The sequence below is a fragment of the Micromonospora sp. NPDC050276 genome (genome assembly GCF_044459545.1).
In the GTDB taxonomy this organism is placed as follows: domain Bacteria; phylum Actinomycetota; class Actinomycetes; order Mycobacteriales; family Micromonosporaceae; genus Micromonospora.
Genome location: NZ_JBITJA010000022.1, coordinates 22,357 through 36,356, shown reverse-complemented (window position 1 = coordinate 36,356; position 14,000 = coordinate 22,357). Strand labels below are relative to the sequence as shown.

Annotated in this window: 14 protein-coding genes; 3 read left to right on the top strand and 11 right to left on the bottom strand. The window is 71.7% G+C overall.

The window, feature by feature from the left end:
* Positions 1–5: 5 nt before the first annotated feature.
* From ACIBF8_RS29995 to ACIBF8_RS29980, 4 genes are all read right to left on the bottom strand, one after another.
* Positions 6–2,066: a DUF5941 domain-containing protein gene (locus ACIBF8_RS29995; RefSeq protein ID WP_396787278.1), complete on the bottom strand. Its 2,061-nt coding sequence runs from the start codon at positions 2,064–2,066 to the stop codon at positions 6–8.
* Complete coding sequence (locus ACIBF8_RS29990; RefSeq protein ID WP_396787277.1) at positions 2,063–2,809, bottom strand: ABC transporter ATP-binding protein; 747 nt, start codon at positions 2,807–2,809, stop codon at positions 2,063–2,065. Before ACIBF8_RS29990 ends, ACIBF8_RS29995 begins: the two co-directional genes overlap by 4 nt.
* A gap of 1 nt (position 2,810) precedes the next feature.
* Positions 2,811–3,638, bottom strand: a complete 828-nt coding sequence (locus tag ACIBF8_RS29985; protein WP_396787276.1) for an ABC transporter permease — start codon at positions 3,636–3,638, stop codon at positions 2,811–2,813.
* A gap of 71 nt (positions 3,639–3,709) precedes the next feature.
* Positions 3,710–5,080 carry an L-serine ammonia-lyase gene (locus tag ACIBF8_RS29980; RefSeq protein ID WP_396787275.1) on the bottom strand — a complete coding sequence of 457 codons (1,371 nt, stop codon included), beginning with the start codon at positions 5,078–5,080 and terminating at the stop codon, positions 3,710–3,712.
* A 216-nt stretch (positions 5,081–5,296) separates the two neighbouring features.
* Here ACIBF8_RS29980 and ACIBF8_RS29975 point away from each other — a divergent pair, with 216 nt between their 5' ends.
* The gene (locus ACIBF8_RS29975; protein WP_396787274.1) at positions 5,297–5,440 is read left to right on the top strand and encodes a hypothetical protein; all 144 of its coding nucleotides are present in this window, start codon (positions 5,297–5,299) and stop codon (positions 5,438–5,440) included.
* 114 nt (positions 5,441–5,554) lie between these two features.
* Complete coding sequence (locus tag ACIBF8_RS29970) at positions 5,555–5,764, top strand: PspC domain-containing protein (protein ID WP_030329606.1); 210 nt, start codon at positions 5,555–5,557, stop codon at positions 5,762–5,764.
* Positions 5,765–6,357: 593 nt separating this feature from the next.
* Here the strand turns inward: ACIBF8_RS29970 and ACIBF8_RS29965 are convergent.
* The 7 genes from ACIBF8_RS29965 to pdxH all read right to left on the bottom strand — a co-directional run bounded on the left by ACIBF8_RS29965 (position 6,358) and on the right by pdxH (position 12,469).
* Positions 6,358–7,194 (bottom strand): DUF4230 domain-containing protein, encoded by an 837-nt coding sequence (locus ACIBF8_RS29965; RefSeq protein WP_396787273.1) that lies wholly within the window; start codon positions 7,192–7,194, stop codon positions 6,358–6,360.
* Positions 7,195–7,293: 99 nt separating this feature from the next.
* Complete coding sequence (locus ACIBF8_RS29960; RefSeq protein WP_396787272.1) at positions 7,294–8,457, bottom strand: acyl-CoA dehydrogenase family protein; 1,164 nt, start codon at positions 8,455–8,457, stop codon at positions 7,294–7,296.
* Positions 8,458–8,501: 44 nt separating this feature from the next.
* Entirely contained in the window at positions 8,502–8,807 is a 306-nt protein-coding gene (locus ACIBF8_RS29955) for a type II toxin-antitoxin system VapB family antitoxin (protein ID WP_396787271.1), read from the bottom strand.
* 187 nt (positions 8,808–8,994) lie between these two features.
* Entirely contained in the window at positions 8,995–9,597 is a 603-nt protein-coding gene (locus ACIBF8_RS29950; RefSeq protein ID WP_396787270.1) for a nitroreductase family protein, read from the bottom strand.
* On the bottom strand, positions 9,597–10,526 hold the full coding sequence (locus ACIBF8_RS29945) for an aldose 1-epimerase family protein (RefSeq protein WP_396787269.1): 930 nt from the start codon (positions 10,524–10,526) through the stop codon (positions 9,597–9,599). The genes ACIBF8_RS29950 and ACIBF8_RS29945 overlap by 1 nt, the downstream gene beginning before the upstream one ends.
* A gap of 18 nt (positions 10,527–10,544) precedes the next feature.
* Complete coding sequence (locus ACIBF8_RS29940; protein WP_396787268.1) at positions 10,545–11,843, bottom strand: MFS transporter; 1,299 nt, start codon at positions 11,841–11,843, stop codon at positions 10,545–10,547.
* Positions 11,840–12,469, bottom strand: a complete 630-nt coding sequence (gene pdxH / locus ACIBF8_RS29935; RefSeq protein WP_396787315.1) for a pyridoxamine 5'-phosphate oxidase — start codon at positions 12,467–12,469, stop codon at positions 11,840–11,842. Before pdxH ends, ACIBF8_RS29940 begins: the two co-directional genes overlap by 4 nt.
* 278 nt (positions 12,470–12,747) lie before the next feature.
* Between pdxH and ACIBF8_RS29930 the strand changes: the two genes are divergently transcribed.
* Positions 12,748–13,854 carry a citrate synthase 2 gene (locus ACIBF8_RS29930; protein ID WP_124774249.1) on the top strand — a complete coding sequence of 369 codons (1,107 nt, stop codon included), beginning with the start codon at positions 12,748–12,750 and terminating at the stop codon, positions 13,852–13,854.
* Positions 13,855–14,000 lie beyond the last annotated feature (146 nt).

Sequence of the window (14,000 nt, the reverse complement as noted above, 5' to 3'; positions counted from 1 at the left end):
CTCCGTCAGCGCGGCGCGGCACCTCCAGCGCCCGCCGGCGCGACCGACGCCCGCGCGCTACGGGCCGGTCGCACGAACCAGGCCAGGACGACGCTCACCACGAAAACCACGAGAAGGTACGCACCGAGTGTAGCCAGCCCGATACCCGCCATGCCGGCAATCGCCGCGAGGGCCACCAGCACCGAGCGCCCCTCCCAGCCCAGCGTCGCCGGGTGCAGAGGAGGCGCCGCCTGCCGCTTCTCCAGCCGGGCGGTCAAATCGTAGTGGTGCACGGTGAGCACGAAGACGTACCCGAAGATCAACCAGCCGGGCGCCGCACCGACCACCCCGACCGCGATGGCGAACAGATACTCGGCGGCCCGCAACGCCGCCGGCACCAGCCAGTCCAACGGACCGTTGTGCGCCGCCCCGGCACCCAGGCCGCCGACCAGCAGCACCAGCAACGCCACCGGCACCGCCCAGCGCAGCCCCTCGGGCGCGTCACTCAGCAGCGCCCCGACCAACAGCACCGCCGGGCCGAGCGCGGCGATCACCGCCAGGGTCAGCGGCCCCATCGGGCGGACCACCGGCAACCAGCGGGCCAACGGCCCGTCGTCGCGGTGCAGGGTGGCGTCGACCGTGTCCAGCACCGGCACCCACATCCAGCGGGCCCGCAGCGTCCGCAGCGCCCCGGTGTACGCGAACGCCAACACCCCCCAGACCAGCACGGCGATCAGGCTGACCAGCGGATTGAACAGCGCCACGGTCAGTGCGATCAGCGCCCAGCGCTCACCGATCGGGAAGACCACGGTCCGCTTCAGCCAGTACGACACCGAGCCGGTGTCCGCCTGCACCCGGGTCGACGCCGCGTTGAGCCGGTCACCGATCCCGCCGCTGGCACCCGTCGCCGTACGCGGTCGACGGGCCGCCTCGTCGTGCAGCACCCCGTACCAGGTGTCGGTCATGTGCCGGACGGTCTGCAGCGTCATCGCGGCGATCGCGAGCGCCCAGCCGTTGCCCAGCCCGGCGTGGCTCACCCCGAAGCCCAGCCCGGCGTAGACCAGGTACTCCTTGGCCCGGTCGGCCATCGTGTCCAGCCAACCGCCCCAGGCGCTGAAGTGCCGGGTGTAGCGGGCCAACTGGCCGTCCACACAGTCGAGCACGAAGCCGAGGTAGAGCAGCACCGCACCACCGACCAGCGCGGGTCGCCCCCCGACCCCGAACAGCACCGCCGCGCCCAGCGCGAAGAGTACCGAGATCACCGTCACCCCGGTCGGGGTGAGCCGGAGCCGGGCCGCCAGCCGGACCACGTACGGCGACCAGGTGCTGACGAAGTAGGTGGAGAAGAAGTCGTCCTTCTCCTTCACCGACAGCCGCAGCTCGGCCCGGTCCTCGTCGACCGCGGTCACCGCCGCCTCGGCAGCGACGAGCCCGGCGGCGTCCTCGACCCGGTGTGCGACGAGCAGGCGTACCCGCTGGGCGAAGATCAGGGTGCCGAGCGCCGCGAGACCCGCGAAGAGCCGGTCCACGGCGGACCCGGGGCCACCGGCCGCGGCCGACCCGCCGGACCCGACCCCACCGGTCGCCGGCCGCGGCGCGACATCACCGGCCGGGCCGATCGGGGCGGCGACGGGGAGCATCCCGGTCGCGGCGGCTCGGGCGGCGGCGGCCAGGGTCGGCAGGTCGTCCACGCCAACCCGCAGCGCGCCGCCGAACACACCGGTGGCGTCCCCGTCGAGGGTGCCCACCGCGCCGGCGTCGACCACCTGGCCGCGCTCCTCCCGCACGGCCGTCCGGCCGGGCACCGGCGGGTCGCCGAGCACCAGCGCCACCGTGGGCCCCGCCGGGCTGGTGGCCAGGTGCCGCAGCACGGCGGTGTGCGCCACCAGGTCGGTGCCGGTGATCAAGACGGGGGCGGTCGCGGTGGCGACCAGGTCGGTCAGCTCGTCGAGGTTGGCGGCGAAGCGGACCTCGTCCGCCCCGGCCACGCGCAACTGGGCGGCCAGGCGGTCGGCCAGCGGCTCGCCGGTCGCCGTGGTCAGGCCCGCCGCGGACGTTCCGGCGGCGAGCACGATCGCGAGCGTCACCGCGTGACCGCGGCGTGGTACGCGTCGAGCGCCTCGGCGATGGTGCCGTCGAGCGTCAACCGGCCCGCGTCGAGGTACAACCCCCGACGGCAGAACCGGGTCAGGTCCTTTTCGTTGTGTGACACCAGCACCAGCGTGCGCCCCTCCCCGAGCAGACGATCAATCGTCGCGTAACACTTCTTGCGGAACTCCGCGTCCCCGACCGCGGTCACCTCGTCCATCAGCAGGATCGGGTGCGGCAGATGCGAGATGATCGCGAAGCCGAGCCGCACCTTCATTCCCGACGAGTAGTGCCGCACCGACGTGTCGATGGCCCGCTCCACCTGCTCACCGGCGAACTCGACGATCTCGTCGAAGTGCCGCTTCAGGTAGCTCGTCGACAGCCCGTGCAGCCCACCTACCAGGTGCAGGTTCTCCCGGCCGGTCAGGTCGTTGGAGAAACCGGCGGACAACTCCAGCAACGGCGCCACCGCGCCGTGCACCCGGATGCCGCCCTCGTCCGGAATGAGCACCCCGGCGATCAGCCGCAGCAGGGTGCTCTTACCGGTGCCGTTGCGTCCGATCACCCCGACGGTCTCGCCGGGCTCGATGGTGAACGACACGTCCCGCAGCGGCCAGAACTGGCCCGGCAGCGCACCACGGGCACCCCGGTGGATGAACAACTCCCGCAGCCGCAGCTGGCGGCGCCGGTTACGGACGAACCGGATACCCAGGCCGTCCGCCTCAATGATCGGCGCGGCCACCTCAGAGCTCCTTGAGCACGGCGGGTTCCAGCCGGCGGAACGACCACCAGCCGGCGGCCAGCACCAACAGACTGCCGACGATCGTCGTGGCGAGCAGCCGGGCGTCCGGGAACTCGTCCGGGTACCAGATCGCGTGGTGCAGCTGGAAGATCCCGACCAGCGGGTTCAGCTCGTACCCCACCTTCAGCCAGCCGGGCAGGCCGGACTCCCGGACCAGGCTGAGTGGATAGATGATCGGTGTGGCGTAGAAGAGCACCCGGATGATCAGCCGCATCAACCGTTCCACGTCGCGCATGAGCACGTTCCACGCCGACAGCAGCAGGGCGAGCCCGGTCAACAGCACGGCCTGCACGGCCACCGCCAGCGGCAGGGAGAGCAGTGACCAGCCGGGGTGGATCCGACCGTGCACCGCGTAGATCACCGCGATGGCGATCAGGATCGGCAGGCCGGCCGCGTACTCGGCGAACCGGCCGGTCACCCGGCCGATCGGGAAGACCTGACGCGGCACGTTCATCGTGGTGATCAGCCGGGACTGGCCGGTCAGCGCGTTCGTCGCCTCGCTCAGCGCCGAGCTGGTCCACATCCAGGCGAAGATGCCGGTGATCAGGAACAGCGGGTACGACCCGGCGGCCTCACCGAGGTGCCGACCGGTGTCGCGGGAGTAGAGCACCCCGAAGACGAACCAGTAGATGGCGCCCATGCCGAGCGGCTCGATCAACGACCAGAAGTAGCCGAGCACCGACTGCTGGTACTTGACCGCCAGGTCCCGTCTGACCAGGATGCGCAGCGAGTTGCGGTGCGACCACAACGCCGCGACGCCAGAGGTCACCGCAGCCTCCCGCCTCCTGAAACGGACGACAGGTTAGCAGTCGGTGAACGAATGCCCCGAATCGGCCGGACTCAGCACTCGATCACGTTGACGGCCAGACCGCCACGCGCCGTCTCCTTGTACTTGACCTTCATGTCGGCGCCCGTCTCCCGCATGGTCTTGATGACCTTGTCCAGCGACACCTTGTGCACCCCGTCGCCGCGCAGCGCCAGCCGGGCAGCCGTGATCGCCTTGATGCTAGCCACCGCGTTCCGCTCGATGCAGGGGATCTGCACCAGGCCACCCACCGGGTCACAGGTCAGGCCTAGGTTGTGCTCCATCCCGATCTCGGCCGCGTTCTCCACCTGCTTCGGGGTGCCGCCGAGCGCCTCGGCCAGCCCCGCCGCCGCCATCGAGCACGCCGAACCGACCTCACCCTGGCAGCCGACCTCCGCGCCGGAGATCGACGCGTTCTCCTTGAACAGCACACCGATCGCGCCGGCCGTCAGCAGGAACCGCACCACACCCTCGTCATCGGCGCCCGGCACGAACCGGGTGTAGTAGTGCAGCACCGCCGGGATGATCCCGGCCGCGCCGTTGGTCGGCGCGGTGACCACCCGGCCGCCCGCCGCGTTCTCCTCGTTCACCGCGAGGGCGAACAGCGTCACCCAGTCCATCGCGTGCAGCGGGTCGGCCGTGCCGGCGTCCGCCTCCAGACCGCGCCGCAGCTCCGCCGCGCGCCGCCGCACCTTCAACCCCCCAGGGAGTACGCCGTCGCGCTCGCAGCCGCGCTGCACGCACTCCTGCATGACCCGCCAGATCTCCAGCAGACCGGCCCGGATGTCCGCCTCGCTGCGCCAGGAACGCTCGTTGGCCAGCATCACCTCGCTGATCGACAGGCCGGTGGCGGTGGTGACGTCGAGCAGCTGCGCCCCGGTCAGGAAGGGGTACCGCACCACGGTGCTGTCCGGCTTGATCCGGTCCGCGCCGGCCGCCGCCTCGTCCACCACGAAACCGCCACCGACCGAGTAGTAGGTGCGGCTGCGCAGCTCGGCACCAGCCCCGTCGTACGCCACGAAGGTCATCCCGTTCGGGTGGTACGGCAGCGACCGGCGGCGGTGCAGCGTGAGGTCCCGATCCGGGTCAAAGTCGATCTCGTGCGCGTCCAGGATGCTGATCCGCCGCTCGGCCCGGATCCGCTCGACCCGAGGACCCACGGTGTCCGTATCGACCGTCTCCGGCGACTCACCCGACAGCCCGAGCAGCACGGCCCGGTCGCTGCCGTGGCCGTGCCCGGTGGCGCCCAGCGATCCGAACAGCTCGGCCTGCACCCGCGCGGTGTGGGTGAGCAGCCCGTCGGCCTTGAGACCGCCAACGAACGTGCGCGCGGCCCGCATCGGCCCCACCGTGTGCGAGCTGGACGGCCCGATACCGACGCTGAAGAGGTCGAAAACACTGATCATGGCTGCGCTTCCTCGCCGTCGTCCCGGCGTACGGGAACCGGCCGGGTCGTGGCCGCCGGTCGGACGGCCCCGCTGGTGACCGTCCGGGGTATGGGTGCCGACCCTCCGGGGTGTGGAAGGCCGATCAGCCAGCCTACCCGCCCAGCTCACCGCCCACCCGGTCCGGGACGTGAACGCCTGCCGCGGTGGGCGGCGGGCGTGCTCGGAGGTTGCGGCGTGCTCGGAGACGGCGGCGTGCTCGGAGACGGCGGCGTGCTCGGAGACGGCGGCGTGCTCGGAGGTGGCGGCGTGCTCGGAGGTGGCGGCGTGCTCGGAGACGGCGGCGTGCTCGGAGGCGTCAGCCGAGGGCGGCCCGGGTAAAGCACCTACGGGTCCACGGGTTGCCACTCCTCCTCGGGACCGAGGGCGAGGTGGCCATCCCTTTCTACCGTGGATTGCAGACGCGGCGCACCGCCGCAGAGTGGGAGTACGACGATGAGTCGCAAACTGGTCCGGCCCCGCGAGGGGCGCATGCTCGCCGGTGTCTGCGCCGGCCTCGGTCGGCGCTTCGGCATGTCGGCCGGAATGGTCCGGCTGCTGTTCCTGCTGTCCCTGCTGCTGCCCGGCACCCAGGTAATCGTCTACCTGATCCTCTGGGTGCTGATGCCCAACGAGGACCGCTACCTCGCCTCCACCGGACACTGACCCGCACCCCTGATCCGGTGGCCCTGACCACGGTGCAACTGACGCCCCGTCGAGGCCATGTCGCGCCCGGCCCTGGCCACGGCGCGACTTCAGGGAAGTGGCTGCCTCACGAGCGTCCGAGGCACCACCGTCCCTGAAGTTGCACGGATCTTGGGTAGCGCAGGCGCGCAGGCGCGCGGGCGCGCGGGCGCGTCTCCGCGCGGTGCCCGCGCGGCCGACCTTGCCGTTGATCGACTCGATATCCCTGATGTCGGGGTGTCGAGGCCGCCGCGATACCCCGATTTCAGTGACGTCGAGTCGATCAACCTGCACACGCCGTGCAAGGCGCGGGCCGGCGGCCGCCTTCGGCGGTCGAGGGCGCGGCGGCAGACACGGCACGGACCCGCGGCCTGCGTCCGGTGGGCGAGTGCGCGGCGGCAGACGCGACAAAGGCGCGGGGCTGGCGACCCGCCTTCGGCGGTCGAGGGCGCGGTGGCAGACGCGACACGGCGCAGGCCCGCGGCCCGCGTCCGGCGGGCAAGGATGGTGGCAGACGGGAGCGCCCGCCCCGATTCTCGTCGGGGCGGGCGCTTCGGCGTCCAAGATGAGGCAGGTCAGGGTGCGATGTAGGTGACCGTGATCTGCTGGTAGCCGAGCGAGCGGAGCAGCCCTTCCAGCATCTTGCGGGTGTTTTCCTCCGCTCGGGCGGAGAGCCCGCTGTCCCGAGCGGCGGAGGTGATCCGGTCCTCGGCGAGCTGGTAGACCTGCTGCTGCCGGTTGGGGTCGTTGCCGACCAGGTCACCGAGCCGGTTGAGCAGACCGCGCTGCTCGGCGAAGACGTAGCTCTTCTCCATGTCGAGATTGGTCTCGCCGAGCTGCGGTGCGGGCAGCTTGATCTCGACGGACTTGCCGTCGGCGGACTGCACGACGGCACCTTCACCAATCTTGGCGAAGTCGACGTACGCCTCGACGCTGCCGGCTCCGACGAACAGGGTGCGCTCGTTGAGCAGGAAATCCGGAACGTTGCGCCGGTCGTTCTGGGTGTCGACCACGACCTGGAAGTTGCCCTCGGCGGCCACGTAGCGGCTGAGGTCCTGGATCGACTTCAGCAGCGGTGGCTGGCTGCGGTCGGTCTGCTCCTTGGCGAACGGGTTGCGGAACTCCGGCAGGATGCCGGTCGCCTGGATGCCGAGCAGCACGACCACGGCCAGCGCGGCGGCGCCGAGTAGGAGGAGCAGACCTCGGGCCGCCCCACCGCCACCACCGGGGCCGCCACCGCCGGGGCCGTCGCCACCGGTCGTCGGGCCACCAGGGCCGCCGGGCCCACCGGGGCCGCCCGGCCCGTCCGTGGTTGGCTCGGGTGTCGCGGTCGACCGCGCCTTGAGGTCGTCGCCGGTCGGGTAACCGGGGAACTCCCTCGTGGGCTCGTTGCTGCCAGCGTCGCGGGCCATCACGCTCACCGTCCTCGTCAGACACGTCGTCTGTGAATGACGGTACGGCCCCGATACGACAGTCGCGCGTCGAGCGTCAGGAAGGCGCGAACCGGCAGGTCAGGCGAACGCGGAGAGCCCGGTGAGCCGCTGCCCGATGACCAGCTGGTGGATCTCGGAGGTGCCCTCGTACGTCAGCACGCTCTCCAGGTTGTTGGCGTGCCGCATCACCGGGTACTCGCCGGAAACGCCGTTGGCGCCGAGGATGGTCCGGCACTGCCGGGCGATGGCCAGGGCCTCCCGCACGTTGTTCAGTTTGCCCACGCTGACCTGCTCGGGCCGCAGCCGGTGGGCATCGGCGAGCCGGCCCAGGTGCAGCGCGAGCAGCTGCCCCTTCACCAGCTCGACGGCCATGTCGGCGAGCTTCGCCTGGGTGAGCTGGAAACCGGCGAGTGGACGACCGAACTGGGTGCGGGTGGTGGCGTACGCCAGGGTGGTTTCCAGGCAGTCGCGGGCGGCGCCGACGGCACCCCAGACGATGCCGTAGCGGGCCTCGGTGAGGCAGCTCAGCGGCGCCTTGAGCCCGACCGCCTCGGGCAGTTGGGCGTCCGCCGGGAGTCGGACGTCGTCGAGCACGATCTCGCCGGTCAGCGACGCGCGCAGCGACATCTTGCGGCGGATCTCCCGGGCCGTGACGCCGGGCGTGTCCATTGGTACGGCGAAGCCGCAGACACCCTCGTCGGTGCGGGCCCAGATCACCGCGACGTCCGCGATCGGGGCGTTGGTGATCCACATCTTCCCGCCGGTGAGCACCCAGTCGTCGCCGTCACGGCGGGCCCGGGTGGCCATCGAGGCGGGGTCGGAGCCGTGGTCGGGCTCGGTCAGGCCGAAGCAGCCGATCGCCTCGCCGGTGGCCATGGACGGCAACCAGCGTTGCTTCTGCTCCTCGCTGCCGTAGCGCCAGATGGCGTACATGGCGAGCGATCCCTGCACGGAGACCAGGGAGCGGACGCCGGAGTCGCCGGCCTCCAGCTCCTGGCAGGCCAGCCCGTAGGCGACCGCGGAGGCACCGGCGCAGCCGTAACCGGTCAGGTGCATGCCGAGCAGGCCGAGCTTGCCGAACTCGCGGGCCAGCTCCCGTGCCGGCACCCGGCCGTCCTCGTACCAGTCGGCGACGTGCGGGCGCACCCGGTCGTCGATGAGCTGACGGACGACGTCCCGGATCTGCCGCTCCTCCTCGGTGAGCGACGGGTCCAGGTCGAGCAGGTCCAGCGGAGCGGTCATGGACGCCACCCTAACGAAGGTTCAGCGCGCGAAAGAAGGGCTCGTCACTCGATCGCCTCGGAGAGCACCAGCACCCGAGCGTGGATCTGGTTGCGCTGCTGCAGGGCGGCGCGCAGCGCCCGGTGCAGCCCGTCCTCCAGGTAGAGCCCGCCGTTCCACTGCACGACGTGCGGGAAGAGGTCGCCGTAGAAGGTGGAATCCTCGGCGAGGAGTTTGTCCAGCGCCAGCTCGCGCTTGGTGGTGATCATCTGATCCAGACGCAGTGGTCGCGGCGGAATCTCCGCCCACTGCTTGAGCGTCAGATTGTGCTCCGGATAGGGACGCCCGTCCCGGACCGCTCTGAAGATCACGACGGCACGCTCCCCTCCCCGTGGCCGGGCCGACCGACGGCGCCGAGCCGGGCCGCGGCGGGCACCGCGCGGCGCGGCACCGATGACCGTGCCAGCCTAGCCGCCCGGCGCACGTTGCGTTCTGCTCCCTGATGTCAGTTTCGCTACCGGTCGTCCGATCCTCAATGGGATGAACGGGACGGCAACCTCAGTTCCACCGACCGCGCCGCACCACCTCGTCCATCGAACGACGCCCACGGCGCAGCGATGGTGACCGATGGTCGGCCGCCCGGTAACCGATTGTGACGGCACCGATGGGTTGATACTCCAGCGGCACGCCGAACGCGTCCCGGTAGGAGGCGAGCCGCTGCGGCGGAATGCCGAAGAAGCACGCCCCCAGGCCCTCGTCCACGGCGGTGAGCAGCATCAGCAGCGCCGCGAAGCCGGTGTCCACGTGCCAGTACGGCACCGGCCACCGGTCGGTGGACTGATCCGTCCAGCCCTTGTCCGGCTCCGCGTACCGCCGCAGGTAGGCCGACTCGTTGGCGTGCGGCACCACGATCAGGGGTGCCCGACGCATGCCGGCGAGCCACCGCTCCCGCCCGCCGCCCTCGGGGGTGGTGGCGGCCCAGAACCGGTCCCGATCGGCCGGCTCCTCCAACACCAGGAAACCCCACCCCTGGGCGAAGCCGGCCGACGGAGCACGGACCGCGTGGTCGAGCAGCCGGTCCACCACGTCGGGCGGGACCGGACGGTCCGGGTCGTAGTTGCGCACCATCCGCCGACGGCGGACGACCTCGGCGAACTCCATCAGGCCCCGGGGCGGATGCCCCAGGCACCCCGCCAGGTCGTGCCGGGCTTGAGCGTGAGCAGGTCCTTGCCCGACCGGAACGCGTCCGGTGGGCAGGTCATCGGCTCGATCGCCACCGAACGGCGGTGCCGCTCGCCGCTGAGGGCGTCGCCGGTGAAGACCTGCCACCAGCCGAACTCGGCATCCGCCCAGATGCTCACCCCGGCCGAGCCGTCCGGCGCGGACAGGCTCACCGACGAGCCGCCGTCGGCGTCCCGGATCACGTCGCCGAAGCAGGAGTCCAGAACGGCTGCGCCGATCCGCCGAGGGCTGGTCCAGTCGTACTCGGTGCCGGCCACCGGGGTCGCCCCCACCGGCAGCAGTCGACCGTCCACCAGCACCCGACTCCGGGTGGGCAGCCGCAGCACCAGGTCGTCCACCGCGACGCCCGGCAGCTGCAGGTACGGGTGCACGGAGAAGCCGAACGGGGCCAACTCCGCACCGATGTTGGTCACCTCGTGCTCGGCGCGCAGCCCGTCCGCGTCGACGCTCCACCGGCTGCGCAGCCGCAGCGGCCATGGGTAGCCGGGCTGCGGCGGCAGGTCGAAGCCGACCGTCACCGCGTCCGCCGACTGCTCCAACAACTGCCACGGCACCCAGTTGACCAGCCCGTGAATGGCCACGTGCCGCTCCGGCTCGGTCAGTGCGAGCTGGTGCGTCTGTCCGCCGAACGAGTAGCTGCCATCGCGGATCCGGTTCGGCCAGGGTGCCAGCACCTGCCCGGTGCAACCGGGGCAGACCTCGTCGGTCTGATAGCCGTCGACCAGGTCGACACCGTCGTGCCGGTACGTCCGGAGCCCACCGCCGACCTCCACGATGACGGCCTCGTGGCCGGCGGCGGAGATGGTCCACTGGGCACCGGAGAACGGGCGCGAATCAGGGCTTTCCATGCCGGCGACCCTAACCGGTCAGGTCCGCTCGTCGCTCGACGCCGTCGCCACGCGGTAGCGCAGCAGCGCCGGGAACGCGACCGCGAGCACCACCACGAGCACCGCGGAGGCGAGCCCGCCGGCCACCCAGGCCACCCCGCCGCCGAACCCCGCGGCCATGGTGCCGGCGCGGAGGTCGCCCAGGCGTGGGCCACCCGCCACCACCACCGTGTTGACGCCCTGGAGCCGGCCGCGCATCCGGTCCGGCGCGTAGACCAGCAGCATGGACTGCCGCAGCACCGCACTGATCAGGTCGGCCGCGCCGGCCACGGCGAGCAGCACGACCATCAACCAGAGCTGGCGGGCCAACCCCGCCGCGGCGATGGCCAGGCCCCAGCCGACCACCGCGAGCACCAGGCCGAGCCCCTGCCGGCGGAGTCGGCCGATCCAGCCGGAGGTCAGCCCACCGATCATCGAGCCGATCGCGATGGCGCTGTAGAGCAGGCCGACCGCGCCACCCCCACCGAACCGCTCGTGCGCGATCTCTGGAAAGAGGGCCCGTGGCATGGCCAGGATCATCGCGATCAGGTCCACCGCGAAGGACAGCAGCAGGACCGGCGTGGTGGCCAGGTAGCGGAAGCCGTCGACGACGCTGGCCAGGCCGGCCCGCCGGGCCTGGCCGTCGGCGGTCGGCTCGGGTGGGAGCGACGGCAGCCGCAACGCGGCCCAGAGCATGGCGGTGAACAGCACCGCGTCCACCCCGTACGCGATCGGCAGGACCACCGTGGTGTCCGGCGACGCGGAGAGGATCAGGCCGGCGGCGAGCGGGCCGGCGACCGACGCGGCCGTGAAGGTCGTGTAGTTCAGCGTGGTCGCGGGCGCCACCAGGTCCTCCGGCACCAGCCGGGGCAGCATGGCGCTGCGAGCCGGCGAGCTGATCGCGAAGGCCACCGACTGCACCGCCATCAACACCAACAGCAGCACCGGGCTGCCCACGTTCAGCAGTGCCTGGATCAACAGCCCGAGAGTGGATGCCCAAAGCAACAATGAGCCGCCGAGCAGCACCGCACGGCGGTCGCGGGCGTCGGCGACCGCGCCGCCCCAGAGCCCGAAGACCAGCAACGGTACGAAGGCAGCCACACCCAGCAGACCCACCCAGAACGAGTCCCGGGTCAGGGCGTACATCTCCACCGGCACCGCGACGGCGGTGAACTGGAAGCCGAACATCGCCACGGTGTTGCCGAGCCAGAGCCGCCGGTACGCCGGCACCCGCAGCGGACGCGCGTCGATCGCCCAGCGGCGCGCGGCGCGCGGCCGGGTCTCCTGCACACCCGTCACGGCGCCAACCGCTCGACGATCCAGCCACCCTCGTCGAGGCGACGGAAGCGGAGCCGATCGTGCAACCGGCCGGCCCGGCCCTGCCAGAACTCCACCGACTCGGGTTGGACCCGCAATCCGCCCCAGTGCGGCGGGGTCGGGATCTCGGCTTGGTCGGCGAACCGCCCGGCCGCCTCCTGGTACCGCTCCTCCAGCACCGCCCGGCCCGACACGACCTGGGACTGCGGGCTGGCCCACGCGCCCAGTTGGGAGCCGCGCGGTCGGCTGGCGAAGTACGCCTCGCTCGTCGCGCGGTCGACGTGCGCGACCCGTCCGGCGACCACCACCTGACGCTGCATGGGAAACCACGGAAAGACCAGGCTGGCGTACGGGTTGGCGGACGCCTCGACGCCCTTGCGGGACAGGTGGTTGGTGAAGAAGACGAAGCCCTCCGGGTCGTACCCCTTCAGCAGCACCGTCCGTCCGCTCGGCCGGCCGGCCGAGTCGGCGGTGCCCACCACCATGGCGTTCGGTTCGGGTAGCCCGAAAGCCACCGCGTCGGCGAACCAGCTGTCGAACTGCGTGTGCCAGTCGACGGCCAGGTCAGCCTCGGTCAGGCCCAGGTCCGCGGCGTACTCGTTACGCATCGCGGCCGGGGCGGGTGTGTCACCCGTCACGTCCCCACTCCTTCTCGGCGCTCCGCCCAACGCCCTCCCGCGCTGGCCAGCCCGCCCTGCCCAGTCTCACCGAGTGCGGCGGAGAATGCGCGTCCGGGGATGTCGCGTGCAGCACAGTCGCAGCGGGTCGCGTATCCCTTACTCAGCAGGCAAGATGTTCCGAACACATCCCTGAGGGTCGCCTAAGGCGCTCGGCCGATCGGGCCGGATGAGCGATCGGGCGCACCGACCAGATCCAGGAGAGCGACATGGCCGATTTCAAACCCGGGCTGGAGGGCGTCGTCGCCTTCGAGACCGAGATCGCCGAACCTGACCGCGAGGGCGGCGCGCTGCGCTATCGCGGAGTCGACATCGAGGATCTGATCGGCCAGGTGTCGTTCGGCAACGTGTGGGCGCTGCTGGTCGACGGCCGGTTCGGGCCGGGCCTGCCGCCGGCCGAGCCGTTCCCGGTGCCGGTGCACTCCGGTGACATCCGCGTCGACGTGCAGTCCGCGGTCGCCATGCTGGCCCCGTACTGGGGTCTCAACCAGCTGTTGGACATCTCCGACGAGCAGGCCCGGGAGGATCTGGCCCGGGTCTCGGTGACCGCGCTCTCGTTCGTGGCCCAGTCCGCTCGTGGCCTCGGCCTGCCGGCGGTGCCGCAGAAGGAGATCGACAAGGCGCAGACCATCGTCGAGCGGTTCATGAAGCGCTGGCGCGGCGAGCCCGACCCACGGCACGTCAAGGCCGTCGACGCGTACTTCATCTCGGCCGCCGAGCACGGCCTGAACGCGTCCACCTTCACCGCCCGCATCGTCGCCTCCACCGGGGCGGACGCGGCTGCCTGCATCTCCTCCGGCATCGGCGCCCTCTCCGGCCCGCTGCACGGCGGCGCTCCGTCCCGGGTGCTCAGCATGCTGGAGGCGGTGGAGCGCAGCGGAGACGCGGAGGGCTACGTCAAGGGTGTCCTGGACCGCGGCGAGCGGCTGATGGGCTTCGGCCACCGCGTCTACCGCGCCGAGGACCCGCGCGCCCGGGTGCTCCGACGGACGGCCAAGGAGCTGGGTGCCCCGCGCTTCGAGATCGCCGAGGCACTGGAGAAGGCCGCCCTCGCCGAGCTTCAGGCCCGCCGCCCGGACCGGGTGCTGGCCACCAACGTCGAGTTCTGGTCGGCCGTGGTGCTGGACTTCGCCGAGGTGCCGGCGCACATGTTCACCTCGATGTTCACCTGCGCGCGGATGGGCGGCTGGAGCGCGCACATCCTGGAGCAGAAGCGCCTCCAGCGGCTGGTCCGCCCGTCCGCCCGCTACATCGGCCCGGAGACGCGCAAGCCGTCCGACGTCGAGGGCTGGGCCGCCATCCCGCACGGCGTCTGAGCCATCCGAAGGGGCCCCTTCCCGACGCCGAGCGTCGGGGAGGGGCCCTTCTCGTCGGCTGGTGGGGCCGACTGTGGCGAAGGACTCAGCCCCACCGCCGGGACCCCGCCCATCGCTGACCGGGGCGGGTGCGAGGATGAGGGTCG

Excerpts from the sequence above, each read along its gene's own strand:
- ACIBF8_RS29980 (WP_396787275.1), bottom strand. The coding sequence starts at position 5,080 with ATGATCAGTGTTTTCGACCTCTTCAGCGTCGGTATCGGGCCGTCCAGC.
- ACIBF8_RS29970 (WP_030329606.1), top strand. The coding sequence starts at position 5,555 with ATGAGTCGCAAACTGGTCCGGCCCCGCGAGGGGCGCATGCTCGCCGGT.
- ACIBF8_RS29965 (WP_396787273.1), bottom strand. The coding sequence starts at position 7,194 with ATGGCCCGCGACGCTGGCAGCAACGAGCCCACGAGGGAGTTCCCCGGT.
- ACIBF8_RS29960 (WP_396787272.1), bottom strand. The coding sequence starts at position 8,457 with ATGACCGCTCCGCTGGACCTGCTCGACCTGGACCCGTCGCTCACCGAG.
- ACIBF8_RS29950 (WP_396787270.1), bottom strand. The coding sequence starts at position 9,597 with ATGGAGTTCGCCGAGGTCGTCCGCCGTCGGCGGATGGTGCGCAACTAC.
- ACIBF8_RS29945 (WP_396787269.1), bottom strand. The coding sequence starts at position 10,526 with ATGGAAAGCCCTGATTCGCGCCCGTTCTCCGGTGCCCAGTGGACCATC.
- pdxH (WP_396787315.1), bottom strand. The coding sequence starts at position 12,469 with ATGCGTAACGAGTACGCCGCGGACCTGGGCCTGACCGAGGCTGACCTG.
- ACIBF8_RS29930 (WP_124774249.1), top strand. The coding sequence starts at position 12,748 with ATGGCCGATTTCAAACCCGGGCTGGAGGGCGTCGTCGCCTTCGAGACC.